The 26,271-nt window shown below is 64.7% G+C and carries 23 protein-coding genes; 8 read left to right on the top strand and 15 right to left on the bottom strand.

Features of this window, described 5'->3' with window-relative positions:
- The 7 genes from infB (at window position 1) to FXN65_RS23705 (ending at window position 8,654) form a co-directional block, all read left to right on the top strand.
- Window positions 1-2,547 carry a translation initiation factor IF-2 gene (infB, locus tag FXN65_RS23735; protein WP_151137003.1) on the top strand — a complete coding sequence of 849 codons (2,547 nt, stop codon included), beginning with the start codon at window positions 1-3 and terminating at the stop codon, window positions 2,545-2,547.
- A gap of 94 nt (window positions 2,548-2,641) precedes the next feature.
- Window positions 2,642-3,031 (top strand): 30S ribosome-binding factor RbfA, encoded by a 390-nt coding sequence (rbfA, locus tag FXN65_RS23730; RefSeq protein ID WP_151137001.1) that lies wholly within the window; start codon window positions 2,642-2,644, stop codon window positions 3,029-3,031.
- Window positions 3,032-3,035: 4 nt separating this feature from the next.
- Window positions 3,036-3,953, top strand: a complete 918-nt coding sequence (gene truB, locus FXN65_RS23725; RefSeq protein WP_151136999.1) for a tRNA pseudouridine(55) synthase TruB — start codon at window positions 3,036-3,038, stop codon at window positions 3,951-3,953.
- A 94-nt stretch (window positions 3,954-4,047) separates the two neighbouring features.
- Window positions 4,048-4,317: a 30S ribosomal protein S15 gene (gene rpsO, locus FXN65_RS23720; protein ID WP_016494768.1), complete on the top strand. Its 270-nt coding sequence runs from the start codon at window positions 4,048-4,050 to the stop codon at window positions 4,315-4,317.
- A gap of 153 nt (window positions 4,318-4,470) precedes the next feature.
- Window positions 4,471-6,579: a polyribonucleotide nucleotidyltransferase gene (pnp, locus tag FXN65_RS23715; RefSeq protein ID WP_151136997.1), complete on the top strand. Its 2,109-nt coding sequence runs from the start codon at window positions 4,471-4,473 to the stop codon at window positions 6,577-6,579.
- Between the two features lie 89 nt (window positions 6,580-6,668).
- Window positions 6,669-8,087, top strand: coding sequence for a DUF4013 domain-containing protein (locus FXN65_RS23710; protein WP_151136995.1), 1,419 nt, complete (start codon window positions 6,669-6,671; stop codon window positions 8,085-8,087).
- 207 nt (window positions 8,088-8,294) lie between these two features.
- Window positions 8,295-8,654 carry a BON domain-containing protein gene (locus FXN65_RS23705; protein WP_151136993.1) on the top strand — a complete coding sequence of 120 codons (360 nt, stop codon included), beginning with the start codon at window positions 8,295-8,297 and terminating at the stop codon, window positions 8,652-8,654.
- A 58-nt stretch (window positions 8,655-8,712) separates the two neighbouring features.
- Here the strand turns inward: FXN65_RS23705 and FXN65_RS23700 are convergent, their stop codons facing one another.
- The 10 genes from FXN65_RS23700 to FXN65_RS23655 all read right to left on the bottom strand — a co-directional run bounded on the left by FXN65_RS23700 (window position 8,713) and on the right by FXN65_RS23655 (window position 20,665).
- Entirely contained in the window at window positions 8,713-10,167 is a 1,455-nt protein-coding gene (locus tag FXN65_RS23700) for a rhomboid family intramembrane serine protease (RefSeq protein ID WP_151136991.1), read from the bottom strand.
- 10 nt (window positions 10,168-10,177) lie between these two features.
- Entirely contained in the window at window positions 10,178-10,468 is a 291-nt protein-coding gene (locus FXN65_RS23695; RefSeq protein ID WP_151136989.1) for a DUF2845 domain-containing protein, read from the bottom strand.
- A gap of 62 nt (window positions 10,469-10,530) precedes the next feature.
- Window positions 10,531-10,836, bottom strand: coding sequence for a DUF2845 domain-containing protein (locus FXN65_RS23690; protein WP_151136987.1), 306 nt, complete (start codon window positions 10,834-10,836; stop codon window positions 10,531-10,533).
- A 58-nt stretch (window positions 10,837-10,894) separates the two neighbouring features.
- Window positions 10,895-11,185 (bottom strand): DUF2845 domain-containing protein, encoded by a 291-nt coding sequence (locus FXN65_RS23685; RefSeq protein WP_151136985.1) that lies wholly within the window; start codon window positions 11,183-11,185, stop codon window positions 10,895-10,897.
- A gap of 8 nt (window positions 11,186-11,193) precedes the next feature.
- Window positions 11,194-14,115 (bottom strand): DUF748 domain-containing protein, encoded by a 2,922-nt coding sequence (locus FXN65_RS23680; RefSeq protein WP_151136983.1) that lies wholly within the window; start codon window positions 14,113-14,115, stop codon window positions 11,194-11,196.
- A gap of 91 nt (window positions 14,116-14,206) precedes the next feature.
- On the bottom strand, window positions 14,207-15,226 hold the full coding sequence (locus tag FXN65_RS23675; RefSeq protein ID WP_151136981.1) for a class I SAM-dependent rRNA methyltransferase: 1,020 nt from the start codon (window positions 15,224-15,226) through the stop codon (window positions 14,207-14,209).
- A 147-nt stretch (window positions 15,227-15,373) separates the two neighbouring features.
- Window positions 15,374-16,552: an acetyl-CoA C-acetyltransferase gene (locus FXN65_RS23670; RefSeq protein WP_151136979.1), complete on the bottom strand. Its 1,179-nt coding sequence runs from the start codon at window positions 16,550-16,552 to the stop codon at window positions 15,374-15,376.
- Between the two features lie 87 nt (window positions 16,553-16,639).
- Window positions 16,640-17,515 carry an oxygenase MpaB family protein gene (locus FXN65_RS23665; protein ID WP_151136977.1) on the bottom strand — a complete coding sequence of 292 codons (876 nt, stop codon included), beginning with the start codon at window positions 17,513-17,515 and terminating at the stop codon, window positions 16,640-16,642.
- 62 nt (window positions 17,516-17,577) lie between these two features.
- On the bottom strand, window positions 17,578-19,515 hold the full coding sequence (gene acs / locus FXN65_RS23660; RefSeq protein WP_151136975.1) for an acetate--CoA ligase: 1,938 nt from the start codon (window positions 19,513-19,515) through the stop codon (window positions 17,578-17,580).
- A gap of 109 nt (window positions 19,516-19,624) precedes the next feature.
- Entirely contained in the window at window positions 19,625-20,665 is a 1,041-nt protein-coding gene (locus tag FXN65_RS23655; RefSeq protein WP_151136972.1) for a DJ-1/PfpI family protein, read from the bottom strand.
- Between the two features lie 102 nt (window positions 20,666-20,767).
- Here FXN65_RS23655 and FXN65_RS23650 point away from each other — a divergent pair, with 102 nt between their 5' ends.
- Complete coding sequence (locus FXN65_RS23650) at window positions 20,768-21,742, top strand: GlxA family transcriptional regulator (protein WP_151136970.1); 975 nt, start codon at window positions 20,768-20,770, stop codon at window positions 21,740-21,742.
- Between the two features lie 74 nt (window positions 21,743-21,816).
- On the opposite strand, the gene pgi is transcribed toward FXN65_RS23650, so the two are convergent.
- From pgi to folK, 5 genes are all read right to left on the bottom strand, one after another.
- Window positions 21,817-23,481, bottom strand: a complete 1,665-nt coding sequence (gene pgi / locus FXN65_RS23645; RefSeq protein ID WP_151136968.1) for a glucose-6-phosphate isomerase — start codon at window positions 23,479-23,481, stop codon at window positions 21,817-21,819.
- A gap of 70 nt (window positions 23,482-23,551) precedes the next feature.
- Window positions 23,552-23,932: an aspartate 1-decarboxylase gene (gene panD, locus FXN65_RS23640; RefSeq protein WP_151136966.1), complete on the bottom strand. Its 381-nt coding sequence runs from the start codon at window positions 23,930-23,932 to the stop codon at window positions 23,552-23,554.
- A gap of 80 nt (window positions 23,933-24,012) precedes the next feature.
- The gene (gene panC / locus FXN65_RS23635) at window positions 24,013-24,870 is read right to left on the bottom strand and encodes a pantoate--beta-alanine ligase (protein ID WP_151136964.1); all 858 of its coding nucleotides are present in this window, start codon (window positions 24,868-24,870) and stop codon (window positions 24,013-24,015) included.
- A complete protein-coding gene (gene panB / locus FXN65_RS23630) occupies window positions 24,867-25,667 on the bottom strand; it encodes a 3-methyl-2-oxobutanoate hydroxymethyltransferase (RefSeq protein WP_151136962.1) in 801 nt (266 codons plus the stop codon). Before panB ends, panC begins: the two co-directional genes overlap by 4 nt.
- A gap of 102 nt (window positions 25,668-25,769) precedes the next feature.
- On the bottom strand, window positions 25,770-26,270 hold the full coding sequence (gene folK, locus FXN65_RS23625; protein ID WP_151136960.1) for a 2-amino-4-hydroxy-6-hydroxymethyldihydropteridine diphosphokinase: 501 nt from the start codon (window positions 26,268-26,270) through the stop codon (window positions 25,770-25,772).
- Window position 26,271: the final 1 nt, after the last annotated feature.

Raw genomic sequence — 26,271 nt, 5'->3', positions numbered from 1 at the left:
ATGACGCAAGTCACGGTGAAAGAACTGGCCCAGGTGGTCGATACACCGGTGGAGCGCCTGCTGCTGCAGATGCGCGAGGCGGGATTGCCGCACACCAGCGCCGAGCAGGTTGTAACCGACAATGAGAAGCAGGCCCTACTGGCCCATCTCAAGAGCAGTCACGGCGAACGCCTGGAAGAGCCGCGCAAGATTACCCTGCAGCGCAAAACCACTACCACGTTGAAGGTTGCGGGTAGCAAGACCATCAATGTCGAAGTGCGCAAGAAGAAGACCTACGTCAAGCGCAGCCCTGACGAGATCGAGGCTGAACGCCAGCGCGAACTCGAAGAGCAGCGCGCTGCGGAGGAAGCCGCTCGCCTGAAGGCCGAGGAAGAAGCTCGTCAGCGCGCCGAAGAGGCCGCTCGCCGTGAAGCTGAAGCTCGCGCCAAGGAAACAGCCCAAACCACCACGGTCAATGCCGCTCCGGCTGTCGAGCCTGCTACTGCCGCTCCTGTTGCTGCCACTGCCGCTCCGGCCGCTGGTGCAGCCGCCGGTGCCGCAGCCGCTGGCGCCGAGCGCAAGAAAGAGGAAGTGCGTCGCCCCGAGCGCGCTCGCGACGAAGACGATCGCCGCGACCGCAAGCATGCGCAGCACCGTCCTTCGCTAAAGGAAAAAGAAAAGGCTCCTGCCCCCCGCGTTGCCCCGCGCAGCACCGAAGAGGAAAGCGATTCCTTCGGTCGTCGTGGTGGGCGTGGCGGCAAGTCCAAGCTGAAGAAGCGTAACCAGCACGGGTTCCAGAGCCCGACAGGACCTATCGTGCGTGAAGTCAGCATTGGCGAGACCATAACCGTGGCCGAACTGGCCGCCCAGATGTCCGTCAAGGGCGCAGAAGTCGTCAAGTTCATGTTCAAGATGGGCACTCCGGTGACCATCAACCAGGTGCTCGATCGCGAGACCGCCCAACTGATCGCCGAAGAACTCGGCCACAAGGTCAAACTGGTCAACGAGAACGCCCTGGAAGAGCAACTGGCCGAGTCCCTGAAGTTCGAAGGCGAGGCCCTGACTCGTGCGCCGGTGGTGACCGTGATGGGTCACGTCGACCACGGCAAGACCTCTCTGCTCGACTACATCCGTCGTACCAAGGTGGCCAGCGGTGAAGCGGGTGGCATCACCCAGCACATCGGTGCCTACCACGTGGAAACCGATCGCGGCATGGTGACCTTCCTGGACACCCCGGGTCACGCGGCGTTCACCGCCATGCGTGCTCGTGGTGCCAAGGCCACTGACATCGTCATCCTGGTGGTGGCGGCCGATGACGGCGTGATGCCGCAGACCGTGGAAGCCGTACAGCACGCGAAAGCGGCTGGCGTTCCGATCGTGGTCGCGGTCAACAAGATGGACAAGCCCGAAGCCAACCCGGACAACATCAAGAACGGCCTGGCCGCTCTGGATGTGATCCCGGAAGAGTGGGGCGGCGATACTCAGTTCGTACCTGTGTCGGCCAAGGCCGGTACCGGTGTCGACGAACTGCTCGAAGCCGTTCTGCTGCAGGCTGAAGTTCTGGAACTCACCGCCACCCCGTCGGCCCCCGGTCGTGGTGTCGTGGTCGAATCCCGCCTGGACAAGGGCCGTGGTCCGGTCGCTACCGTGCTGGTACAGGACGGTACCCTGCGTCAGGGCGACATGGTCCTCTGCGGCGTCAACTATGGCCGCGTCCGCGCCATGCTCGACGAGAACGGCAAGCCGGTGAAAGAAGCTGGCCCGTCCATCCCGGTCGAAATCCTCGGCCTGGACGGTACGCCGGACGCCGGTGACGACCTGACCGTGGTTGCCGACGAGAAGAAGGCTCGCGAAGTCGCGCTGTTCCGCCAGGGCAAGTTCCGCGAAGTCAAACTGGCTCGCCAGCAATCCTCCAAGCTCGAGAATATCTTCGAGAGCATGGGCCAGGACGAGAAGAAGACCCTCAACATCGTGCTCAAGTCCGATGTGCGTGGTTCTCTCGAGGCCCTGCAGGGTGCCCTGTCCGACATCGGCAACGAAGAAGTCCAGGTGCGTGTTGTGGGTGGCGGCGTAGGTGGTATCACCGAGAGCGACGCCAACCTGGCGCTGGCGTCCAACGCCGTGCTGTTCGGCTTCAACGTGCGTGCCGACGCTGGCGCGCGCAAGATCGTCGAGCAGGAAGGTCTGGACCTGCGCTACTACAACATCATCTACGACATCATCGAAGACGTTAAGAAAGCACTGTCCGGCATGCTGGGCAGCGAAGTCCGGGAGAACATCCTGGGCATCGCCGAGGTGCGCGACGTGTTCCGTTCGCCGAAGTTCGGTGCGGTCGCCGGCTGCATGGTTACCGAGGGTCTGGTACACCGCAACCGTCCGATCCGCGTACTGCGCGACGATGTAGTGATCTTCGAAGGCGAACTGGAATCCCTGCGCCGCTTCAAGGACGACGTGTCCGAGGTGCGTGCCGGCATGGAGTGCGGTATCGGCGTGAAGAGCTACAACGACGTCAAGGTCGGCGACAAGATCGAAGTCTTCGAGAAGGTCCAGGTGGCGCGCACCCTGTAAGTGTCGCGCTTGCCACAAGCCGGGAGCCAGGAGCTGGAAGCCATCGCTTTCCACTCCTGGCTTTCGGCTTTTAAGCGTTCATGAGTGAAACGAAATGGCTAAAGATTACAGCCGTACCCAACGCATCGGCGACCAGATGCAGCGCGAACTGGCGCTGCTGATCCAGCGTGAGATCAAGGACCCGCGCCTGGGGCTGGTGACCATCACCGCAGTGGACGTGAGCCGCGACCTGTCCCACGCCAAGGTGTTCATCACCGTGATGGGCCAGGACGATAATGCCGAGAAGGTCGAGTTGAACCTCGACATCCTGCAGGACGCCGCCGGCTTCCTGCGCATGCAGCTAGGCAAGGCCATGAAGCTGCGCAGCGTGCCGCAACTGCACTTCCACTACGACGCCAGCATCCGTCGTGGCGCGGAACTGTCGGCGCTGATCGAGCGTGCCGTGGCGGAAGACCGCAAGCACCAGGGCAGCGACGAGGAGTGATGGCGTGGCCCAGGTGAAACGTATCCGCCGCAACGTCAGCGGCGTGCTGATCCTCGACAAGCCGCGCGGCATGAGTTCCAACGCCGCGCTGCAGAAGGTGCGCTGGCTGCTCAATGCCGAGAAGGCCGGCCATACCGGCAGTCTCGACCCCCTGGCCACCGGCGTCCTGCCGCTGTGCTTCGGCGAGGCGACCAAGTTTTCCCAATACCTGCTGGACGCCGACAAGGGCTATGAAACCCTGGCCCAGCTGGGCGTCACCACTTCCACCGGCGACGCCGAAGGTGAAGTGATCGAACGTCGCGAGGTGACCGTTGGTCGCCAGGATATCGAGGCGCTGCTGCCGCGTTTTCGCGGTGAAATCAAGCAGATACCTCCGATGTACTCGGCCCTGAAGAAGGACGGCCAACCCCTCTACAAGCTGGCTCGTGCTGGCGAAGTAGTGGAGCGCGAAGCGCGTTCTGTTACTATTGCGCGCTTGGATTTGCTGGCCTGTGAAAACGGCCATGCAAGACTGGCCGTAGCTTGCAGCAAGGGCACCTATATCCGCACCCTGGTCGAGGATCTCGGCCAGGCACTGGGATGCGGGGCACATGTGGCAGAGCTGCGCCGGACCCAGGCGGGCCCCTTCGTGCTGGCCCAGGCGATCAGCCTGGAGACCCTGGAGAAGGTCCACGCCGAGGGTGGCAACGAGGCACTCGACCAGTTCCTCCTGCCGGTCGACAGCGGGCTGGAGCACTGGCCGCTGATCCAGCTGACCGAGCACAGCGCCTACTACTGGCTTCATGGCCAGCCGGTGCGGGCTCCGGAAGCACCCAAGTTCGGCATGATGCGAGTACAGGATCACACCGGTCGCTTCATCGGAATCGGTGAAGTGAGCGATGACGGGCGCGTTGCGCCGCGTCGACTGATTCGGTCGGAATGACCGATCCGAGGATGGCTGTTAATAGGCACGGTCAATCCTCTTTTTTGAACACGGGGCGAAGGTCCCGGCCTATTACTCTCAGAGGAAGCCCATCATGGCACTGAGCGTTACTGAAAAAGCCCAGATCGTTAACGAGTACAAGCAAGCTGAAGGCGATACCGGTTCTCCGGAAGTGCAGGTTGCCCTGCTGACCGCCAACATCAACAAGCTGCAGGATCACTTCAAGGCCAACGGCAAAGACCACCACTCCCGTCGTGGTCTGATCCGCATGGTTAACCAGCGCCGCAAGCTGCTGGACTACCTGAAGGGTAAGGACACCTCTCGTTACAGCGCCCTGATCGGTCGTCTGGGTCTGCGTCGCTAAGCGACTCAGATGAGCTGGAAGCTGGAAAACCGGAAGCTGGACATCGTTCCAGCTTTCGGCTTTCCAGCTTCTGGTTTTTTAAGGGATTGAAACGGGTCCGACTCCCGCCTCTCCCACGATTTCCCCCAAGGCAACATAGAGAAGGAAAACACCGTGAACCCGGTAATCAAGAAGTTCCAGTTCGGTCAATCGACCGTTACCCTCGAGACTGGCCGTATCGCCCGTCAAGCTTCCGGTGCCGTTCTGGTCACCATGGACGAAGACGTCACCGTTCTGGTGACCGTGGTCGGCGCCAAGCAGGCCGACCCGGGCAAGGGTTTCTTCCCGCTGTCCGTCCACTACCAGGAGAAAACCTACGCCGCTGGCCGTATCCCCGGTGGTTTCTTCAAGCGTGAAGGCCGTCCTTCCGAGAAGGAAACCCTGACCTCGCGCCTGATCGACCGTCCGATCCGCCCGCTGTTCCCGGAAGGTTTCCTGAACGAAGTCCAGGTCATCTGCACCGTGGTCTCCACCAACAAGAAGACCGATCCGGACATCGCTTCCATGATCGGTACTTCCGCGGCCCTGGCCATCTCCGGCATTCCGTTCAACGGCCCGATCGGTGCCGCGCGCGTGGCCTACCACGAAGAAGCCGGCTACCTGCTGAACCCCAACTACGAGCAGCTGAAAGCCTCCGCCCTGGACATGGTCGTTGCCGGTACCGAAGACGCCGTGCTGATGGTTGAGTCCGAAGCCCAGGAGCTGACCGAAGACCAGATGCTGGGCGCCGTTCTGTTCGCCCACCAGGAATTCCAGTCCGTGATCACCGCGGTCAAGGAATTCGCTGCCGAAGCCGGCAAACCGGCCTGGAACTGGACCGCCCCGGCTGAAAACACCGCTCTGCTCGGCGCCATCAAGGCCGAGTTCGGCGAGGCCATCTCCCAGGCCTACACCATCACCATCAAGCAGGACCGCTACAACCGCCTGGACGAGCTGCGCGACCAGGTCGTTGCCCGCTTCGCTGGCGAGGAAGAAGGCCAGTTCCCGACTGGTGAGGTGAAAGACGCCTTCGGCCTGCTGGAATACCGCACCGTTCGCGAGAACATTGTCAACGGCAAGCCGCGTATCGATGGCCGTGACACCCGCACCGTACGTCCGCTGAAGATCGAAGTCGGCGTGCTGGACAAGACCCACGGTTCCGCCCTGTTCACCCGTGGTGAAACCCAGGCCCTGGTCGTCGCCACCCTCGGCACCGCCCGTGACGCCCAGCTGCTGGACACCCTGGAAGGCGAGCGCAAGGACGCCTTCATGCTGCACTACAACTTCCCGCCCTTCTCGGTAGGTGAGTGCGGTCGTATGGGCAGCGCTGGCCGCCGCGAAATCGGCCACGGCCGTCTGGCCCGTCGTGGCGTTTCCGCCATGCTGCCGAAAGGTGACGAGTTCCCCTACACCATCCGCGTGGTTTCCGAGATCACCGAGTCCAACGGCTCCAGCTCCATGGCTTCCGTCTGCGGCGCTTCCCTGGCCCTGATGGACGCCGGTGTGCCGATGAAGGCGCCGGTTGCCGGTATCGCCATGGGTCTGGTGAAGGAAGGTGACAAGTTCGCCGTCCTGACCGACATCCTGGGCGACGAAGACCACCTGGGCGACATGGACTTCAAGGTAGCCGGTACCGCCAAGGGCGTGACCGCGCTGCAGATGGACATCAAGATCAACGGCATCACCGAAGAGATCATGGAGATCGCTCTGGAGCAGGCTCTGGAAGCGCGTCTGAACATCCTCGGCCAGATGAACCAGGTGATCGCCCAGTCCCGCAGCGAGCTGTCTGCCAACGCTCCGACCATGATCGCGATGAAGATCGACACCGATAAGATCCGCGACGTAATCGGCAAGGGCGGCGCCACCATCCGCTCGATCTGCGAAGAAACCAAGGCCTCCATCGACATCGAAGACGATGGCAGCGTGAAGATCTTCGGCGAAACCAAGGAAGCTGCCGAGGCTGCACGTCAGCGCGTTCTGGGTATCACCGCTGAAGCCGAAGTCGGCAAGGTGTACGTGGGCAAGGTCGAGCGCATCGTCGACTTCGGCGCCTTCGTCAACATCCTGCCGGGCAAGGACGGTCTGGTGCACATCTCGCAGATCAGCGACAAGCGCATCGACAAGGTCACCGACGTTCTGCAGGAAGGCCAGGAAGTCAAAGTCCTGGTTCTCGACGTCGACAACCGTGGCCGCATCAAGCTGTCGATTAAGGACGTGGAAGCTGCCGAAGCTTCCGGCGTCTGATAATCGTCACGCAATAGAAGAGAGGGCCCCTTGCGGGCCCTCTTTTTTTGCCTGGAGAATGGCAAACCGCCACCGTACCTGGATCAGTCATGGACAAGACGCTCTGCCAGTACCACCCTGCCCAACCCGCGACCTGGCACTGCGTGCCCTGCCAGCGCCATTTCGGCGATTGCTGCATCCCCCTCAACGCTGATGCTCCCGACGACAGCCCGGTCTGCCCCCTGTGCCGCCGCGAACTCACCTTCCTCGGTGCGGCCAATACCGCCCAGCCGTTCTGGGAGCGGCTGCCGCAGTTCTTCGCCTATGGCCTGCAGGCCAGTTCGCTGGCGTTCAGTGCCTTGCTGGCCCTGGCCGGCCTGTTCATGCCGCGTTCGCTGATTCTCTGGAGCATCCTGCTGAGCGTGGCCACCAAGTACTTCCACAGCGTGATCGAGTCCAGCAGCGAGGGCGTGCGCGAGGCGCCGAGCCTGATGAGCGCCTTCGGCGGCGATGGTTTCTCGCTGTTCATCAAGCAGGTGCTGGTCTTCGCCATTGCGCTGGGAGCGCTCTGGCTGGCGGCGGACTTCAACAGCGAAACCATCTTCTGGGTGGTCAACATCGCCATCGTCCTGCTGCTGCCCGCGAGCATCATCCGCCTGGCGCTGAGCAAGGAACTGGGCGCGGCCCTGAGCCCCGACCAGGTGGGTGAGGTGATCAAGGCCATGGGCTGGCGTTACCTGATTCTCTGCGCCTTCCTCTTCATCCTCTGGCAGTCCCCCAGCTATGTGGCCTGGATGCTCTCCGGCGGCCTGCCCAGGGTGGTGCTGATGCCCATCGCCACCTTCCTCTTCGGTTATTTCGGTGTGGTGATGTGCAGCATGATGGGCTACGCGGTGTTCCAGTATCAGGGCGCACTGGGTTTTGCCATTGCCGAAGAGGGTGCCCAGCAGGGCGTGCCGGAGAATGAATGGCGCCGCCGCAGGGCGCTGGCCGAGGCCGAGATCCGGCTCAAGGAAGGCCAGAGCGATGGCGCCCTGGAGACCCTGGCCAACGCGCTGCAGCGCGATCCGGAGGACCTGCGCCTGAACGAGCGCCACCACCAGCTGCTGTTTGGTTTGGGGGCTTACGAGCGCTGCCTGCGTCATCTGGATCACTACCTGCCCCTGGCGGCCCGCCAGAACCCGGCATTGGCCGCCACTGCGCTGCTCAACGCCCGCCAGTTCAAGGCCGATTTCCAGCCGGCCGACGCCCTGGTCTGCGAGCAGGTCGCGGGCGCACTGCTTGATCGGCACAAGGTGCGCGAGGCCCTCAGCCTGCTGCGCAATCTGCACCAGCGCTTCCCTGACTACCCGCACATTCCACGCGCCTACCTGCTGGCGGCCCGTGGCTTCGCCGAAGGCCTCGGGCAGCTGGAGCCGGCGCAGAAGCTGCTGACCTATATACGCGCGCGCTATCCGGCTTCGCCGTTGCTGGATCAGGTCAGTGCCCTGGAGGGCACCATCGCGAAGCTGGGCAACGCCGGCCGCTGAGCCCGTTTTCACCGTGCAGTCTGCAACGCCGCAGTGGGGTGAACGTGCAGACTGCATGCAACGGGGCTCTTGGTTGTTTTCCTATCTCATTGATCTATTTGATCTTTCTTGTCGTCGGGAAGCTGGCACAGGACTTGCGACGTTTCTGTTGAGCCTGCAACCAGGAGTTCGTTGCAGACGTTCCGGAGAAGAGAGGAGACCCACCTCATGAAACAGACTTTCACCAAATGGACCTTTGCCGCTGTCACTGCCGCCGCCATGAGCCTGCCGTTCGCGACCGGCGCCTATGCAGAAACCAGCGGTCACTCGATGCTGGCAGCCAGCGAGACCATGCAGAAAGCCGAAGACGCGGTCTCTGATACCTGGATCACCAGCAAGGTCAAATCCACCTTCCTGGCCGACAAGAACCTCAGTGGGATGGACATCAAGGTTGAAACCAACCAGGGCGTGGTCGCACTGTCCGGTACGGTGCAGAGCGATGCCGAACGTGACCTGGCCATCGATACCGCCAAGAGCATCAAGGGTGTCACTGCGGTTTCCGCCGACGGCCTGAAATCCGCCCAGTAGCAGCCGTCCAGGCAAATGCACAAGGCCCCGCATGTGCGGGGCCTTGTCGTTCGAGGGTTCAGCGCGCCAGGTGCTGCTGGTAGAGCGCCAGTTGCCGGGTCTGTTCTGCTTCAGGGAAGGCCCGGCGCAGATACTGGCCGAGTTCGCCCACTCCGCGCAGGTCCTGGCGCTGGCCCAGTTGCTTGGCGAGCTGCAGCGTCAGGCCGGGGAGCTGCGGCGGCACCGGGGTTACCTGACAGAGGCGGCGCCATGGCGCCAGGGCGCGGGTGCTGTCGCCAGCCTTGATCAGCCGTTGCAGCAGGTGCAGCAGCACGGCCGGGTGCTGCAGCAGGCGCTGCTGCGGGTCCGCCACATCGTCCGCCAGCTTGTGCAGAAGGGGCAGGGCGGCGGCCTGTTCCGGCAGGGCGAACAGCTGCTTCAGCACCGCGGCCAGCAGAGGCTTGTCCTGACGGCTCTTGGCCAGCGGATAGAGACGTTCCAGCAGGGCCAGCCGGTCGGGGTAGCGCTGCAGCATTTCCAGGCCTCGGGGCGCGGCCTGGTCGAGGGCGAAGCGGCCGATCAGCTGGTCCAGGGCTGCCAGTTCGCGCTTGAAGGGAGCGTCCGGGTCTTCCTTGCTGAGGTATGCCTCGTCCACCTTGAGGAAGCCCGCCCGGTGCAGCAGCCAGGTCGCCAGGAAACCGAAGGCCAGGCCACCGAGGTGCGCGTAATAGTTCACGTGGTCTTCGGCCAGCAGGACGCCGTACAGCTCCTTGCCGAGCCAGGCAGGGAATATCCACAGGGCGGGGGCCTTGAAGTAGCCGATCAACGGGCCCAGCCAGTAGAAGAAGCGAATCTTGCGCAGCCCGTATACGCCGATGGTCATGCCCATCAACCCCGATACCGCGCCGGAGGCACCGATGCCTGCCACCCAGACCGGGTCCAGTGCCCACCAGAGCAGGTGCGAAGCCAGCCCGCTGGCGAGGTAGAGGCCGAGATAGACCCAGCGTCCCAGGGCCGCTTCCAGGGCGAAGCCGCAGATGAACAGGAAAATCATGTTGCCCAGCAGGTGATCGAAGCTGCCGTGCAGGAACATGGCGCCGAACAGCCCCTGGACGCTGAACTTGTTGGGAATGAAGCCAAAGCGCTGGGCGCTGATCCTGTCCCGCGCCGCCTCGGCCTTCTGTCGCGCCTGTTGCCAGGCGGGATCGGCCTGGTAGGCCGGTGAGCGGTGCAGCCAGTCCTCGAATTCCAGGTCGCGCAGGATGATGGTCGCCAGGTCCTGGCGGCGCATCGCATCGATGGCATGACGCTGCTCGGCGTCGAACTTTTCCCGCTCCGCCAGGTGGTCGACGAACAGGGCGCGCTCGCGATTGAGCAGGCCGCCGCCCAGATAGAGTTGCTGGGCCTCTTCGATCCGCGCCTGGTCACCGCCCTGGTAGACGATGTAGATCAGGGTGTTGAGCAGGATCAGCAGCAGGGTGATGACCGGCGGCCGCCGCCAGTCCAGGGGTTGATCGGCGGGAAGAATGATCATCGCGCGCGGCTCAGTTGCGCTTGCTGTCGATTTCGCTGAGGCGGCCGCCGACGAATCTCAGGTAGTGGTACATGCCGTTGGCGGGGCCGTAGACCCACTCCTCCACCTGCATCTCCTGGCGCCCGCTGGTGGTCTCCGAATAGCCGATGAAATCGCGGGAGGCGGGCTCGCCGCACTTGCGCTGAACCTCGACGCCGCGATCGCCGATGCTCACGAGATTGCTCTCGCAGCGGAAGGTGCTGGCGTTGGCCGCGAGGGGCAGAAGGAGGGCGGCTGCGAAGAGGCAGGCGAGGGCTTTCATGGGGCGGGCATCCTGTCCGTGGGCTGTAAGGCGCTGAGCCTAGCATTCCGCCCGAGAGGCTGTCAGTTACCGCGTTTGCTGTCGATATTGCGCAGCCGATTGCCCTCGAAACGGAGGAACTGGTACATGCCGTTGCGCGGTCCGTAGACCCATTCCTCGACCCGCACCTCGTTGCGCCGGTAGTACTCGTCCACCACTTCCTTGAAGCCCAGGTCGGCGCGGCTGATCGGCTCGCCGCACTTGTTCAGCACTTCGCTGGTGGTGTCGTCGAGGCTGATGAGGTTGCTGTTGCAACGCAGGGTGGAAGAGGCCTGGGCATTGCCCACGGCAAGCAGCAGGGACAGGCAGAGGAGAACGCGGCGTGTCACGGGAATGTCCGAGGTTCGGCGGGAGGTGGCTACAGCCTACACCTGGCGCCCCGGGGCGTCAGCGGCTGCGCTTGGTTTCGATGCGAATCAGGCGATTGCCCTCGAAGGTGAGGATGCTGAGCATGCCGTTGTTGGGGCCGTACACCCATTCTTCCACGGTGAATTCGCGATTGTCGTAGGAACCCAGGGTGTAACCGACGAGGTCGCGATGCACTGGCTCGCCGCATTTCTGCAGGACTTCGAAGGGGCGGTCGCCGAGGCTGACCAGCTTGCTGCCGCAGCGCATGGACTCCGCCCCGGCCGGAGCGGCCAGGGCGAGGGTCAGCAGGGCGAACGGCAGCATGCGCATGAGGCCTCCTACTCGCTGTCCAGGTGCAGCGGAGTGATCACCTCTCCGGCCTGGTTGGGGTCCACGAAGCTGACGTCCAGCAGGAAGATGCGGTCGTCGGCAAGGCCGCCGCGATCAACCAGATAGTCCTTGATGCTGGCGGCGCGGGCCTGGCCCAACTGGCGCAGCAGCAGGTCGCTCTGGGCCCAGGAGGCGAGCACCGCTTCGCGCAGTTTGGCGGTGCGCTGCTCCCTTTCCAGGTCCTGCCATTCGGCCGGCGGCTGCTGCTTCAGGCGGGTGCGGTAGATGCCTTCCAGCATAGGCGCTTTCTCGTCCTCCGGAACTTCCAGCTGGCTGGCTTCCGCCGGTACCTTGTCGCCCCGGCGCTGGGCGATCTTGTAGTAGGTGTTCTGGTATTCCCGCTCCAGGCGTTGCTCGGCCAGCGGCGGGCCGTCGGCGGTCCTGGCGCTGGCGCCTTCCACTTCCAGGCGCAGGGCGGGACGCTGTTTCAGCGCCTCGGCCAGGGTATCCAGGGATTTCTGCGCCTCGGCATCCAGCTCGCTGCTGCCGGCCGGGAAGGGCACCTGGCCGAGGTCTTCGCTGCTGCCGCCCACCAGGCCGGCGACGAAGTTGAAGGGCGCTTGCACCGCGCGCAGTATCAGGTTGCGCAGGGTCTGCCAGACGATAGGCGCGACGCTGAACTGCGGATCGTTGAGGTTGCCCGCCACCGGCAGCGAGATGTCGATCTTGCCCTGGGTGTCCTTCAGCAGGGCGACCGCCAGGCGCACTGGCAGGTCCACGGCATCCGGGCTGGAAACCTGTTCGCCGAGCTGCAGCTGTTCCAGCACGAGGTGGTTCTCGGCCTTCAACTGGCCCTTCTCGATCTGGTAGTGCAGGTCCAGGTTCAGCCGGCCCTTGCGGATGCGGTAGCCGGCGAACTTGCCGGAGTAGGGCGTCAGTGTGGTCAGCTCGACGCGCTTGAAGCTGGTGGCGATGTCCAGGCTGTCCAGGGGATCGAAGGGGTTCAGGCTGCCTTTGATGGTCACTGGCGCGTAGCGGTCGACCTTGCCGTTCACCGCCACCCTGGCCGGCTTGGGATTACGGTTATCCAGGGTGCCGATTTCACCGTTGAGCTGCTGGATGGCGGTGGCGAAGTTGGGCGTCAGGCTGAAGTCGGCGAAGTTGGCCGAGCCGTCCTTGATCTCGATGCCGCCGATGCGGATGCCCAGGGGCTTGCCGGCCGGTTCCGGCTGGGTGCTGGCGGCTGCCGGGGCATTGGCGTCGGCGGGTTGCTTGATCACCAGGTCGCTGGCGTTGGTGGTCAGGTCCTCGTTGATGATGAAGCGCGCATAGGGCTGGTTCAGGCTCACCTTGTCGATCACCAGACTGTCGCCGTGCTGGTAGCGGAGCCCATCCACCAGCAGTTGCTGCCATTTGACGAAGTCGCGTTCCTTGATGGTGTCCAGGGTGTGCATCTGATTGACCAGCGCGCGGCCGGTGATGCCCAGGGCCAGCGGCTCGGTGCCTTTGAGGTCGACATTGAGGTCGCTGTCGAGCAGGCCGCTGCGCAGCTCCAGGCGCACGAAGGGGCTGATGTAGGCCTGGGCTACGCGCAGGTCGATGTCGCGGGTCTGTACCTGCAGCTTCGCGTTGACGGGCTTGAGCTGGACCTGGCCGATCGCCTGCACCTTGCCCTGCTTGCCGAGGCCGGTGTCGAGGCTGAGGTTGAAGGGCGATTCGCCGCGACTGTCGAAATCCTTGAGGTCCAGGTTGAGCGGGCCCAGCTCCAGTTGCACCGGCTCCTTGGGTACCCGGTCGGCCAGGTGCACCTTGTAGCCGCGCAGTTGGGTCTCCTTGAGCCGCACGACCCAGGGCTTGCCGGGCTCGTCCGTCTTGGCCTCGGCCTGCCCGGACGCGGGTTTCTCTTCAGCCTTGGGTGCGGGCTTGGGCTCGCTGGCGAACAGCTTCTGCCAGTCCAGTTGGCCGTCGGCTTCGCGGGCAGCCCAGGTTTCCAGGTTCTGGCTGTGGATCTTGCCCACCAGCACTTCCTGCTTGGCGAGGTCCAGGGAACTGTCGCTGACTTCCAGCGTTTCCAGGTTGACCAGGGGGCGGTTGTCCGGCGCCTTGATGGCAAAGGGCGCGACCTTGATCCAGATCTTGTCCAGGTTGAGCTGGGTGCCGTTGGCCAGGTTCAGCTTGTAGTCCGTGGACAGGCTCAACACGCCCTTTTCCAGGACCAGGGGCACCGCGTCGCGTACATAGGGCCAGAAGGCCTTCATCTTGCTGTCGGTGATCTTCAACTGGCCGCTGGAGGTGAGGGGCACGAGGCTGATCTGGCCTTCCCAGTCGATGCGTCCACCATAGGGGCCGGTGGCCACGAACGACATCTCGGCATTGTCATCGGGCAGGGTGCTGAGGTTGTGCAGTTCGAGGTTGAGGGAGTCGTAGACGAACTCGATGACTTCGCTGGGGCGCAGGTCCTGGAAGTGCAGGCCGCCTTCGCTCAGCTTGATGCGATCGATGCGCACCGGAAAGGGATTGCCCGCCGGCTCCTCCGGCTTGGGTTCGCTGGGGGGCAGCTTGAACAGCTGGGCCAGGTTCAGCGTTCCGTCCTTGGCGAACAGCACCTCGGTGGTCGACTTGTCCAGTTGCACCTCCGCAAGATGCAGGGCGCCGGACCAGAGGCTGTCCAGTTGCAGGTTGGCATAGAGGCGCTCGAAGCCCACCTGCTCGGCCTTGTCATCGCCGATGTGCAGGCCCCACAGGGTCAGCTCCAGGCTGAAGGGGTTGAGCTGGATGCGTTCCAGCCGCGCGGGGACGGTGGCGTATTGGGCCAATTGCTGGTTGGCCACCCGGAGGGCGACCCCCGGGATGATCAGAAAGCCAAGCAGGCTGTAGAGGGCAACGACAATCAGCAGGGCGCAGGCGGCCCGTTTCAATCCTTTGTACATGAGGCGTCAACTATCCCGGCAAAGAGTGCCTTGGATTATGGCACGGCCTCCGGGTTCCGCCTGACGGCTGGATCTCGTTGCTACGTGGTTTTCAGAGCTGCAGGACCAGGGTCTTGAGCGGTGGACGTCCGTCGCGGGAGGGGAAGTCGGCGGCAGGCGAGAGCTGCTGCCACTCACGCACCGGCCGGCCCAGCTTGCTGGCGCAACGCAGCACCTGCTCGCGCCAGTCCTCCATCGCGACCTTGGCGAGGTTGTTGTTGCACACCAGCACGCCACCCGCGGCGGTCGCCATGAGCGCGGGCTTGAGCAGGCTCTGGTAGTCGCGCAGCAGGTCCACGGTGCCGAAGGCGCTCTTGGCCCAGGCCGGCGGGTCGAGGAACACCAGGTCGAACTGGCGCTGTTCCAGGCGCGGGTAGCTCGGCAGTTTCTGGCCATGACGGCGGGCGATGGGCAGGCCGGCGAACTGGCGGATGGCCGGGAAGTAGTCCGATTGCACGAAGTGCATGGGGGCAAGCGTCGGGTTCAGCGCGCTGTTCTCGCGGCCGACCGCCAGGTTGCCCTCGGCGAAGTCCAGGTTCCACACCTCGCTGGCGCCGCCGGCCGCCGCACAGAGGCCGACGCCGCAGGTGTAGGCGAAGAGGTTGAGCACCGACTTGCCGGCACTGTTGGCCTTCACCCAGCGACGGGTGTTGCGAAGGTCGAGGAATAGCAGCGGATCCTGGCCGGGGTGACGGCCACGTACTCGATAGTTCAGTCCCCATTCGTGTCCTACCAGGTCCTCCAGCGCAGCGGGCTCGGCCTGATAAACCGGGTCGCAGCGATCGACTCGGGAATTGCCCTGGGAGCGGTCGTTGTAGACCAGCATCAGCTTCTCGCCGAGGAATTCGTCCACTGCAGCAGCCAGTGCCAGCAGAGGTTCGCGCTCCAATGCCTGGTGGAAGCTCTGCACCATCAATTGCGCGCCGTAGCGGTCGACGGTCAGGCCGGGAGCGCCTTCCTGGCTGCCGTGGAACAGCCGATAGCAATCGGTGTCCTGGGCATGGAGTTCGGCCAGCAGCGGCTGGCGGGCGTCGAGGGCGGCGCGCAGCGCCTGGGGGAGAGCGGGGGACATGCGCGGCGTCTCACAAAAAGGGGCGCGCAGTTTAACAAAGCGGCTTTGCCGTAGGTTGGCGCAGAGTGCCGCGAAGCCCAACAAAGGGCCTGAATCGGCATCATCGCGTTGGGCTTCGCTGGGCTCAGCCCAACCTACAGAATCGGCTTAGCGCTCGATGGCCAGCGCCACACCCTGGCCGCCACCGATGCACAGGGTCGCCAGGCCCTTCTTGGCATCACGCTTGATCATTTCGTGCAGCAGGGTCACCAGCACGCGGCAGCCGGAGGCCCCGATGGGGTGGCCAAGGGCGATGGCGCCACCGTTGACGTTGACCTTGGCGGCATCCCAGCCCAGTTCCTGGCCCACCGACAGCGCCTGCGCGGCGAAAGCCTCGTTGGCTTCGATCAGGTCCAGATCGCCCAGGCTCCAGCCGGCTTTTTCCAGGCAACGGCGGGTGGCCGAGACCGGGCCGATGCCCATGATCGCCGGATCGACGCCGGCATTGGCATAGCCGGCGATGCGCGCAAGCACCCGCAGGCCCAGTGCCTTGGCTTTTTCCGCGCTCATCAGCAACACGGCGGCGGCACCGTCGTTGAGCGTGGATGCGTTGCCTGCGGTGACGCTGCCGTCTTTCTTGAAGGCGGGCTTCAGCTTGGCCAGGGCTTCGGCGGTGGTGCCGGCGCGGGGCTGTTCATCAGTGGCGAAGGCGATGGGGTCGCCCTTCCTCTGCGGAATGAGGATGGGGGTGATCTCATCCCGGAAGCGGCCGGCCTCGATGGCGGCGGCGGCTTTCTGCTGGGAAGCGGCGGCCAAGGCGTCCTGCTGTTCGCGGGTCAGGCCGTACTTCTCCACCAGATTCTCGGCGGTGATGCCCATGTGGTAGTCGTTGAAGGCATCCCACAGGCCGTCCTGGATCATGCTGTCCACCAGTTTCGCGTGGCCCATGCGCAGACCGGTGCGTGCGCCGGGCATGACGTAGGGCGCCAGGCTCATGTTCTCCTGGCCGCCGGCGATGATCACATCGGCATCGCCACAGCGGATGGCCTGGGCGGCGAGATGCAGGGCCTTGAGGCCAGAGCCGCAGACCTTGTTCAGGGTCATGGCCGGAACCGCGTGAGGCAGGCCGGCGAGGATGGCGGCTTGGCGTGCCGGGTTCTGGCCGCTGCCCGCGGTGAGTACCTGGCCGAGAATCACTTCATCGATCTGCTCGCCCGCGAGACCGGTCTGGGCCAGCAGCTGGCGGATCACCGCGGCACCCAGCTCGGGCGCGGGAATACCGGCAAGGGATCCCTGGAAGCTGCCGATGGCGGTGCGGGTGGCGGCGACTATTACGACCTCGTGCATGAATCAGTCCTCTCGGCGGTGAATTGGGTCAGGCTGTGACCGAACAGCTCGCGATGGTCGCACAGTGATGTCGGTCCGACCACAGCCTTATCGGGTGGGTAACCCCATGCGCCGGCGTGCACGATGGACAGCACCGTTGCGCATCGCCCAGCGCAGCAGCGGCGCCACGCGCCAGACCAGATCCCGCACCACGCGGCGCTGCCAGGGGCGCTGGTGGAGGCCGAGCATGGCGCTGGCCCACTCCGGCATCAGGTCGATGCCGGCCTGCATCATCAGGATGCCGAAGGGTTTGGCCACGGCGCTGGGCGCTGGTGCGGCGAGGAGGATGCGCACCACTTCCAGGCTGCGCTCGTCGCAGAACAGTTGCGGGCGCATGGCTTCCAGGTAGTCCGCCACCTCCTGGCGGGACTTCGGCACATTGCTCGCGCCGAGCCGCTCGGCCACCAGGGCGATCTCGGCGTAGTAGCGGTCCTGGTCTTCACCGCTCAGGTGCGGGTTGAGATAGCGCAGGTGGGATTTGAGGAAGCAGCTGACCTCGGCCACGTGCACCCAGGTGAGCAATGCGGGGTCGCTGGCAGCGTATGGGCGCCCGTCGGGGGCGGTGCCGGCAACCTGCAGGTGGATAGTGCGCACCTTGTCGATCAGCCAGTCGGCATCCTTGCGGGTGCCGTAGGTGGTGCCGGAAATGAACTGGCCGGTGCGACGCAGGCGGCCGAGCATGTCCGCGCGGAAATTGGAGTGGTCCCAGACGCCCGAGAGTGCCAGGGGATGAAGCATCTGCAGGAGCAGGGCGCTGATGCCGCCGATCATCATCGTGGTGAAGTCGCCGTGGATCTTCCAGGTCACCGAGTCCGGGCCGAACAGGCCGGGGTCGCCCTTGGGGTTCTCGAAGTCGAGTTGGCCAAGTGCGAGGCCCGTCAGGCCGATGATCTGGCTTTCGATGCGGCGGCGGATGAATTCCATGGGGAGGGCGATTCCAAAGGAAAGGCGGCAGCCCCCGGGGAGGGCTGCCGCCTTGGCGGGTGTTACTGGTTAAGGCGCTTGTCGATCAGGTTCTGCACCACGGACGGGTCGGCCAGGGTGGAGGTATCGCCCAGGTTCTCCAGCTCGTTGCAGGCGATCTTGCGCAGGATGCGGCGCATGATCTTGCCCGAACGGGTCTTGGGCAGGCCCGGTGCCCACTGGATCAGCTCCGGCTTGGCGAAGCTGCCGATTTCCTTGCTGACCAGGGCCAGCAGTTCCTTCTTCAGCTCCTCGGTGGGTTCCAGGCCCTTCATCGGCGTGACGAAGGCGTAGATGCCCTGGCCCTTGAGGTCGTGGGGATAGCCCACCACGGCGGCCTCGGCCACGGCATCGTGCAACACCAGGGCGCTTTCCACCTCGGCGGTACCGATGCGGTGGCCGGACACGTTGATCACGTCGTCGACGCGGCCAGTGATCCAGTAGTAGCCATCTTCGTCGCGGCGGGCGCCGTCGCCGGTGAAGTAATAGCCGGGGTAGGCGGAGAAGTAGGTATCGATCATCCGCTTGTGGTCGCCGTAGACGCTGCGGATCTGGCTCGGCCAACTGGCCTTGATCGCCAGCACGCCGGAGCCGGCGCCTTCGATTTCCTTGCCCTTTTCATCCAGCAGTACCGGCTGCACGCCGAAGAACGGGCGGGTGGCCGAGCCGGGCTTGAGGGCGGTCGCGCCTGGGAGCGGGGTGATGAGGATGCTGCCGGTTTCGGTCTGCCACCAGGTGTCGACGATGGGGCAACGGCAGTCACCCACGACGTTGTAGTACCACTCCCAGGCTTCCGGGTTGATCGGTTCGCCGACGCTGCCGAGCAGGCGCAGGCTGCTTCGGGAGGTCCTCTTCACCGGTGCCTCGCCTTCACGCATCAGGGCGCGGATGGCGGTCGGGGCGGTGTAGAAGATGTTCACCTGGTGCTTGTCGATCACCTGCCAGAAGCGCGAGGCATCCGGGTAGTTGGGCACGCCTTCGAACATCAGGGTAGTGGCGGCGTTGGCCAGCGGGCCGTAGACGATGTAGCTGTGGCCGGTGACCCAGCCCACGTCCGCGGTGCACCAGAAAATTTCGCCGTCCTTGTAGTCGAACACGTACTTGTGGGTCATCGCCGCACCCAGCAGGTAACCGCCGGTGGTGTGCAGTACGCCCTTGGGTTTGCCGGTGGAGCCGGAGGTGTAGAGGATGAACAGCGGGTCCTCGGCGTCCATCCATTCTGGCGGGCAGTCCTCGCTGACGCCGTGCAGGGCCTCGTGGTACCAGAGATCACGCCCCTCCTGCCAGTCGATCTTGCCTTCGGTGCGCTGCACCACCAGCACCGACGAGACGTTCGGGCAGTCCTTCAGCGCCTTGTCGACGTTCTGCTTCAGCGGAACGTACTTGCCGCCGCGCACGCCTTCATCGGCGGTGATCACGGTACGGCAGTCGGCGTCGAGGATGCGGTCACGCAGGGCGTCCGGGGAGAAGCCGCCGAACACCACCGAATGCACGGCACCGATGCGCGCACAGGCGAGCATGGCGTAGGCCGCTTCGGGAATCATCGGCATGTAGATGCACACGCGGTCGCCCTTTTTCACCCCACGGCTCTTTAGGACGTTGGCCAGGCGGGTGACATGGCTGTGCAGCTTGCGGTAGGTGATTTGCGCGGACTCACTGGGATTGTCGCCTTCCCAGATGATGGCGACCTGCTCGCCGCGCTGTTCCAGGTGGCGGTCGATGCAGTTGTAGGCGACGTTCAGCTTGCCGCCCTTGAACCACTCGGCTTCGCCCTTCTTGAGGTCGCTGCGGTGCAGCTGCTCCCAGGGCTGGAACCAGGTGAGGAAACTGGTGGCCTGCTCGCTCCAGAACAGCTCGGGCTGCTCGACGGACTGCTGGTACAGGCGCTGGTAGGCATCGTTATCAATGAGCGCCTGCTTGCGCACGGCGTCTGGCACGGGGTGAAGGCTGATCTCGTACATGGCGGGTCCTTGTTGTTGTGTAGCCGAGATACCCACAAGGGTGCATCCAAGCCATCGCAGGGTTCAAGGGTTGTCCATGGAGTTTTGAGCCCCTGGCCCGCCGGATCGTTCAGTGGCGCGGATATTCGAGCTGGGCGGCGACGAAGGCGGCAGTGGCGTCGCCATAGCGTGCGGCGATCCCGGCCAAGGCTTCGTCCAGCACTTTTCCGGGGGCTGCCTCCTTGTCCGGGAGCAGCGGCATTCCTTCGGCCGGGGCGTCCGGCAGCAACGTCAGGCCGTGGCGGCTGCGGACCGGCCCATTGCCGCTGGCCAGCACCTCGGTGCGGAAGCTGCGGGCCCAGGCATCCACACGCAAGGCGAGGGTCGCTTCGTCCAGGCCCGGCTGCAGGGGCAGGGAGAGGGTTTCGTGGCGCCAGAAGGCGAGGTGGTTGGCCGCCGCGGTCAGGTAGCCGCCAGCACCGAATGCGAAGGACTGGCTGTTGTGCGCGGGAGACCAGCCCGTCAGCCCGATCTCCCGGCCCAGGGCTTCGGCTTTCAGCGGTCCGGCGATGGCTTCCACCAGCGCCAGGGATACCGGCAGGGCGGCACTGACGCCCGAGCTGGTCACCAGCTTGCCGTCCACCACGTAGCGGCGATCGACCTGCCAGTGGGTATCGGGAAAGTCCGCCTCGCGCCTTGATTTCGAATACCAGTGGCCGGTGGCCTGGCGGCCGTGAAGCAAACCGGCGTGGCCCAGGACCAGCACGCCATCGCAGATGCCGACGATGGTTGCCTCCCGTGCAGCCTGACCGGCCACGAAAGCGGTGAGCACCGGGTCGTCGCTGTGGTGCACGGCGGGCACGATCAGATAGTCGGCGCCCTGTGGATAACGCTGCTCGAACTCGGCGGTGGTCACCTGCGCCTCGACCCTCAGCGCCGGCATCATCTGCAGCGGGCCCTCACGGGTGGACAGGGCGACCACTTCGGCGACCCCGGCGCGGCTGAGCAGGCTGAAGGGCACCAGGTAATCCACCAGTTCGGTCATGCGGTTCTCGCCGACCACGGCCACCAGCGGCTGTTCGCGACCGAATCGTGGCTTGTAGGACTCAAGTGCGCCCGCTTGGACGAGCAGGGGAAGGTAAAGCGTCAGGAGCAGCAGAAGCGTGCGCATGGGTTTTCTCCGGAGCGGGGATTCCAGTCTGGCGCGCAGGCGAGTGTCAGGAATGACAGCTATCAGTGAATATCTGCCAATCCAGCTTTCGAGTATTCCCCGATGTCACAACCCCATCGCGTGCTGCTAGTGGTCTTTCCCGATTTCCAACTGCTGGATGCCAGCGGCCCGGCAGAAGTGTTCGCCGCTGTCAGCGGCCACTTGCCGACGGAGACAGGTCCTGCCTACGCCTTGCAGGGCATCTCCGTTACCGGTGGGTTGGTACGCTCCAGCACCGGACTGGAGCTGATGACCGAATCCCTGCCGGAACCGGCCAGCCTGGCCGGGTGCACCTTGCTTGTGGCGGGTGGCTATGGCGTGCAACGGGCCATGGCGCAGGGCGCGCTGGCGCGCTGGCTCAAGGACGCGGCAACCCTGGCGACACGTTGCGGTTCGGTGTGCACAGGGGCCTTTCTGCTGGCCCAGGCCGGCTTGCTCGATGGCCGCCCGGTGGTGACCCATTGGAAGTACGCCCTGTTGCTGAAGCGGCTGTTTCCGAAGTTGCTGGTGCAGGAAGATGCGCTGTTCGTCCGCGACGGGCGCTTCTACAGCTCGGCCGGGGTAACGGCTGGCATGGACCTCTGCCTGAGCCTGGTGGAGGAGGACCATGGCCGCGCGGTATCGCTGCAAGTGGCCAAGGGGCTGGTGATGTACCTGCGCCGGCCCGGTGGCCAGCGGCAGTTCAGTGCGGAACTGCTGGCGCAGCAGGCACCCCCGGGAGGTGTGCTGGAGAAGCTGGTCCAGTGGTTGCGCGGTCGACTGCACGAGGCATTGGACATCGAGGTGATGGCTGCGAAGGTGGCGGTATCGCCACGGACGCTTCACCGGCATTGCCAGGCGGAACTGGGGGTGACGCCGGCGAAACTGCTGTTCCAGTTGCGACTGGAAGAGGCTTGCCGATTGCTGGAGCAGGGCGCGCCGTCGCTCAAGCGTACGGCGGAGAAGAGCGGGTTCGGCAGCGAGTACAACCTGCGCCGGGCGTTCATTCACGCGCTGGGGGTAACGCCGAGCGAGTATCGGCAGCGGTTCTGCCGGTAGAAAGGGATTCGCGAATTAATTCGCTCCCACAAGTGCAATTCAGCCTGCAGGAGCGAATTCATTCGCGATACGGATCAGCCGCGGTGACGTGCGCGGAAGAAGTCGATCAGGCCCTGGGTCGAACCATCCTCGGCCTGGGCTTCGTCCTGGCCGGTCAGGCGTGAATAGACGGTCTTGCCCAGCTCCTTGCCCAGTTCCACGCCCCACTGGTCGAAGGCGTTGATGCCCCAGAGCACGCTCTGCACGTAGACCTTGTGCTCGTACATGGCGATCAGTGCGCCCAGGCGGCGCGGGCTGATGCGTTCCATCACCAGGGTGTTGCTCGGACGGTTGCCGGGCACCACCTTGTGCGGCGCCAGACGCTGCACTTCTTCTTCCGGCAGGCCCTTGGCGCGCAGTTCGGCCTCGGCCTCCTCGCGGGATTTGCCGAGCATCAGCGCCTGGCTCTGGGACAGGCAGTTGGCGAACAGCCACTGATGGTGGTCGGCCACCGGGTTGTAGCTGGACACGGGGACGATGAAGTCCGCCGGGATCAGTTGGGTGCCCTGGTGCAGCAACTGGTGGTAGGCATGTTGGCCGTTGCAACCGACGCCACCCCAGATCACCGGGCCGGTACCGGCGGTGACCGGGGTCCCGTCCTGGCGCACGCTCTTGCCATTGGACTCCATGTCCAGCTGCTGCAGGTGATCGGTGAAGTTACGCAGGTAGTAGTCGTAGGGCAGGATCGCGTGGCTGCGGGCGCCCCAGAAATCGCCGTACCAGACGCCAAGCAGGCCGAGGATCACCGGGATGTTGCGCTCGAACGGCGTGCTCTGGAAATGCTGGTCCATGCTGTAGGCGCCGGACAGCAGCTCCTTGAAGTTGGAGATGCCGATGGACATGGCGATCGGCAGGCCGATGGCGGACCACAGGGAATAACGCCCGCCGACCCAGTCCCACATGGGGAAGATGTTCTCTTCGCGGATGCCGAAGGCCACCGCCGCTTCCTTGTTGCTGGAAACGGCGATGAAGTGCCGGTACAGCTCCTCCTCGCTGCCGCCCTGGGCCAGGTACCAGGCACGGGCAGCCTGGGCGTTCTTGAGGGTTTCCAGGGTGCCGAAGGACTTGCTGGAGACGATGAACAGAGTGGTTTCGGCGTTCAGGCGGCAGGCCAGTTCGCGGAATTCGCTGCCGTCGATGTTCGCCAGGTAATGGCAGCGCACGCCTTTCTGGGCGAAGGGGAGCAGCGCTTCCGACACCAGCTGCGGGCCGAGGAAGGAGCCGCCGATGCCGATGTTCACCACGTCGGTGATGGGCTTTTCCGTGTAGCCGCGCCACAGGCCGTTGTGCACGGAACCCACCAGCTCGGTCATCTGGTGCAGCACGCGGTGCACTTCGGGCATCACGTCGGTGCCTTCCACCCGGACCTTGTCGCCGATGGGGCGGCGCAACGCGGTGTGCAGCACCGGACGGCGCTCCGAGGCGTTGATCACGTCGCCACGGAACATCGCCTTGATGGCGTCGTCGAGCCGGGCTTCCTCCGCCAGCTTGACCAGCAGTTCCAGGGTATCGGCGCGGACCAGGTTCTTCGAGAAGTCCAGCAGCAGACCGCAGGCGCTCAGGCTGAACTGCTTGAAGCGCTCCGGGTCCTCGGCGAAGGCCTGGCGCAGGCTGAAGCCGGCAAGGTCCTGGCGATGCTGGCGGAGCCCCTTCCAGGTGGGCAGTTGGGTGACATCGAGCGGCGTCAGGTGGTGGTCCATGGCGTACCTGTGTGCGACTTAAGAAAAAGCCCGGAAAGGTCCGGGCTTCGGGTCATGCGGCTTTCCGGTCTCAGGCGACCTGTACCGGAATCGCGTTGCTGGTGTGGCTGATTTCGTTGCCCGGAGCCATGTACAGCATACGCGGTTTGAAATTGGCCAGTTCCGCTTCGCTGTAGTGAGCGTAGGCGCAGATGATCACGCGATCACCTACCTTGGCCTTGTGCGCCGCGGCGCCGTTCACCGAGATCATCCGCGAGCCGTTCTCGGCGCGGATGGCGTAGGTGGTGAAACGCTCGCCGTTGTCGACGTTGTAGATCTGGATCTGTTCGTACTCGCGGATACCGGAGAGGTCGAGCCAATCACCATCGATGGCGCAGGAGCCTTCGTAGTCGAGCACGGCGTGGGTGACTTCGGCACGGTGCAGTTTGGCCTTGAGCATGATGGCGTGCATGGCTTTTCCTCCTCAGGGTGCGGGCGGCGGCAGAGTTTGCCCGAACCCCAGAGGGGGTTCAAGGCTGCGACGGGCGTCGGTCAGTGTGCGTCGAGGTTGAAGGCAAGGTTGTCGATCAGGCGGGTGTTGCCCATGAAGGCGGCACCCAGGATCACCAACTGCTGGTCCTTGTCGCCTGCGGGGCGCAGGTTCAGCGCTTCGCGGACTTCCAGGTAGTCGGGGCGGAAACCGGCCTTGGCAAGTTCGGCCTGGCCTTCCTGTTCCAGCGTGGTGAAGTCACGACGGCCTGCACGGATGGCAGAGGCCATCTGCTGCAGGGTACGGTACAGAGCGGGTGCGGCGGCGCGCTGGGCGTCGTCCAGGTAACCATTGCGCGACGACAGGGCCAGGCCATCTTCGGCGCGAACCGTGGGCTCGCCCATGATCTGGATCGGCATGTTCAGATCGCGCACCAGCTTGCGAATTACCGCCAATTGCTGGAAATCCTTCTCGCCGAAGACAGCGAGGTCGGGCTGGACCATGTTGAACAGCTTGCTGACCACAGTCGCCACGCCTTCGAAATGGCCCGGGCGGCTACCGCCGCAGAGGCCTTCGGAAACCACCGGGACGTTGACGCGGGTCTGCCCGTTCATGCCGTCCGGGTACATTTCTTCCACGTCCGGGTGAAACAGGAGGTGGCAGCCTGCGGCCACCAGCTTCTCCTGGTCGGCCACCAGGGTGCGTGGGTACTTGGCCAGGTCTTCGCTCGGCCCGAACTGCAGTGGGTTGACGAAGATGCTGGCAACCACGAAATCGGCGCGCTGGCTGGCCTTCTCCACCAGGGCGACGTGTCCGCAGTGGAGGTTGCCCATGGTGGGCACGAAGCCGATGCGCTTGCCTTCGCTGCGCGCACGGGCGACGGCGGCACGCAGTTCGCGGACGGTCTTGACGGTGATCATGCGGAGAATCCGTGTTCGGCAGCGGGGAAGGTCACATCCTTGACGGCCCGGACGTAGGCCGACAGGGCAGCCGGGATGCTGGCCTGGCCTTCCATGAAATTCTTCACGAACTTGGGCGCGCGGCCGGTGAGGGACAGGCCGAGCATGTCGTGCAGGACCAGCACCTGGCCATCAGTGGCGCTACCCGCGCCGATGCCGATCACCGGGATCTTCACCGACTGAGTGATTTCGGCGGCCAGCTCGCTGGGTACGCATTCGAGCAGCAGCATGGCGGCGCCGGCCTGTTCCAGGGCCATGGCGTCAGCACGCAGTTGGCGCGCCTGAGCTTCCTGGCGACCCTGGACCTTGTAGCCGCCGAGGATGTTCACGGCTTGCGGGGTCAGGCCCAGGTGAGCGCAGACCGGGACACCGCGCTCGGCCAGCAGGCGGATGGGGTCGGCCAGCCAGGCGGCGCCTTCCAGCTTGACCATGTGCGCACCGGCCTGCATCAGGGCGGCGCTATTGGCGAAGGTCTGCTCGAGGTTGGCGTAGGCCATGAACGGCAGGTCGCTGATGATCAGCGCGCCCTGGTTACCGCGTTTCACGGCGGCGGTGTGGTAGGCCATATCGGCCATGCTGACCGGCAGGGTGCTGTCATGGCCCTGCAGGACCATGCCAAGGGAGTCGCCCACCAGCAGCACATCCACGCCGGCCTGGCAGGCTGCCTGGGCAAAGGTGGCGTCGTAGGCTGTCAGCATGGCGATCTTCTCGCCTTTCAGCTTGAGCTCTTGCAGGGTGGTCAGGGTCACATCGGGCATGAAAACGTCCTCATCGGCGCCGGTTTGCACCGGCGCGGGGCAACGGGACGCCTATAGTCCCGATGGGGGGGCATGAAGTCAATTGCAGGTGTTACCGACCTGTTACGGCGTTACCGCCAGGTCGGGGAGGCGCTCGAGGCCTTCGAATGGGCAGGCTGCCAGCAGGGCCTGCAGCGGGCGCCCATCGGGCAGTTGCAGGTCTTCGGCGATCTCCGCCAGGGGATAGAGCACGAACGCGCGGGCGTGCATGTGGTAGTGCGGAACCTGTAACCGAGGGTCATCGAGCCGATGCTGGCCGAACAGCAGGATATCCAGGTCCAGGGTGCGCGGACCCCAGCGTTCATCCTTGCGTACACGCCCTTGCGCCAGCTCGATGGCTTGCAGGGCGTCCAGCAATTCCAGCGGAGCCAGTTCGGTATCCAGGGCCGCCACGGCATTCACGTAGCGGGGCTGGTCCGGTGGGCCGAGGGGGTCGCTGGTGTAGAGCGAGGACACCGCCGCGAGGCGCGTTCCAGGCAGTTCGCCCAGGGCCGCAAGGGCGCCGCGTAGTTGGCTGACGGGCTCCGCGAGGTTACTGCCGAGGCCGATATACACGCGCTCCATG

The sequence above is a fragment of the Pseudomonas lalkuanensis genome (assembly GCF_008807375.1).
GTDB lineage: Bacteria > Pseudomonadota > Gammaproteobacteria > Pseudomonadales > Pseudomonadaceae > Metapseudomonas > Metapseudomonas lalkuanensis.
The sequence above is the reverse complement of the archived record's forward strand: the minus strand, read 5'-3'. Positions and strand labels throughout refer to the sequence as shown.

Excerpts from the sequence above, each read along its gene's own strand:
- infB (WP_151137003.1), top strand. The coding sequence starts at position 1 with ATGACGCAAGTCACGGTGAAAGAACTGGCCCAGGTGGTCGATACACCG.
- rbfA (WP_151137001.1), top strand. The coding sequence starts at position 2,642 with ATGGCTAAAGATTACAGCCGTACCCAACGCATCGGCGACCAGATGCAG.
- rpsO (WP_016494768.1), top strand. The coding sequence starts at position 4,048 with ATGGCACTGAGCGTTACTGAAAAAGCCCAGATCGTTAACGAGTACAAG.
- FXN65_RS23710 (WP_151136995.1), top strand. The coding sequence starts at position 6,669 with ATGGACAAGACGCTCTGCCAGTACCACCCTGCCCAACCCGCGACCTGG.
- FXN65_RS23705 (WP_151136993.1), top strand. The coding sequence starts at position 8,295 with ATGAAACAGACTTTCACCAAATGGACCTTTGCCGCTGTCACTGCCGCC.
- FXN65_RS23700 (WP_151136991.1), bottom strand. The coding sequence starts at position 10,167 with ATGATCATTCTTCCCGCCGATCAACCCCTGGACTGGCGGCGGCCGCCG.
- FXN65_RS23695 (WP_151136989.1), bottom strand. The coding sequence starts at position 10,468 with ATGAAAGCCCTCGCCTGCCTCTTCGCAGCCGCCCTCCTTCTGCCCCTC.
- FXN65_RS23685 (WP_151136985.1), bottom strand. The coding sequence starts at position 11,185 with ATGCGCATGCTGCCGTTCGCCCTGCTGACCCTCGCCCTGGCCGCTCCG.
- FXN65_RS23680 (WP_151136983.1), bottom strand. The coding sequence starts at position 14,115 with ATGTACAAAGGATTGAAACGGGCCGCCTGCGCCCTGCTGATTGTCGTT.
- FXN65_RS23675 (WP_151136981.1), bottom strand. The coding sequence starts at position 15,226 with ATGTCCCCCGCTCTCCCCCAGGCGCTGCGCGCCGCCCTCGACGCCCGC.
- FXN65_RS23670 (WP_151136979.1), bottom strand. The coding sequence starts at position 16,552 with ATGCACGAGGTCGTAATAGTCGCCGCCACCCGCACCGCCATCGGCAGC.
- FXN65_RS23665 (WP_151136977.1), bottom strand. The coding sequence starts at position 17,515 with ATGGAATTCATCCGCCGCCGCATCGAAAGCCAGATCATCGGCCTGACG.
- acs (WP_151136975.1), bottom strand. The coding sequence starts at position 19,515 with ATGTACGAGATCAGCCTTCACCCCGTGCCAGACGCCGTGCGCAAGCAG.
- FXN65_RS23655 (WP_151136972.1), bottom strand. The coding sequence starts at position 20,665 with ATGCGCACGCTTCTGCTGCTCCTGACGCTTTACCTTCCCCTGCTCGTC.
- FXN65_RS23650 (WP_151136970.1), top strand. The coding sequence starts at position 20,768 with ATGTCACAACCCCATCGCGTGCTGCTAGTGGTCTTTCCCGATTTCCAA.
- pgi (WP_151136968.1), bottom strand. The coding sequence starts at position 23,481 with ATGGACCACCACCTGACGCCGCTCGATGTCACCCAACTGCCCACCTGG.
- panD (WP_151136966.1), bottom strand. The coding sequence starts at position 23,932 with ATGCACGCCATCATGCTCAAGGCCAAACTGCACCGTGCCGAAGTCACC.
- panC (WP_151136964.1), bottom strand. The coding sequence starts at position 24,870 with ATGATCACCGTCAAGACCGTCCGCGAACTGCGTGCCGCCGTCGCCCGT.
- panB (WP_151136962.1), bottom strand. The coding sequence starts at position 25,667 with ATGCCCGATGTGACCCTGACCACCCTGCAAGAGCTCAAGCTGAAAGGC.
- folK (WP_151136960.1), bottom strand. The coding sequence starts at position 26,270 with ATGGAGCGCGTGTATATCGGCCTCGGCAGTAACCTCGCGGAGCCCGTC.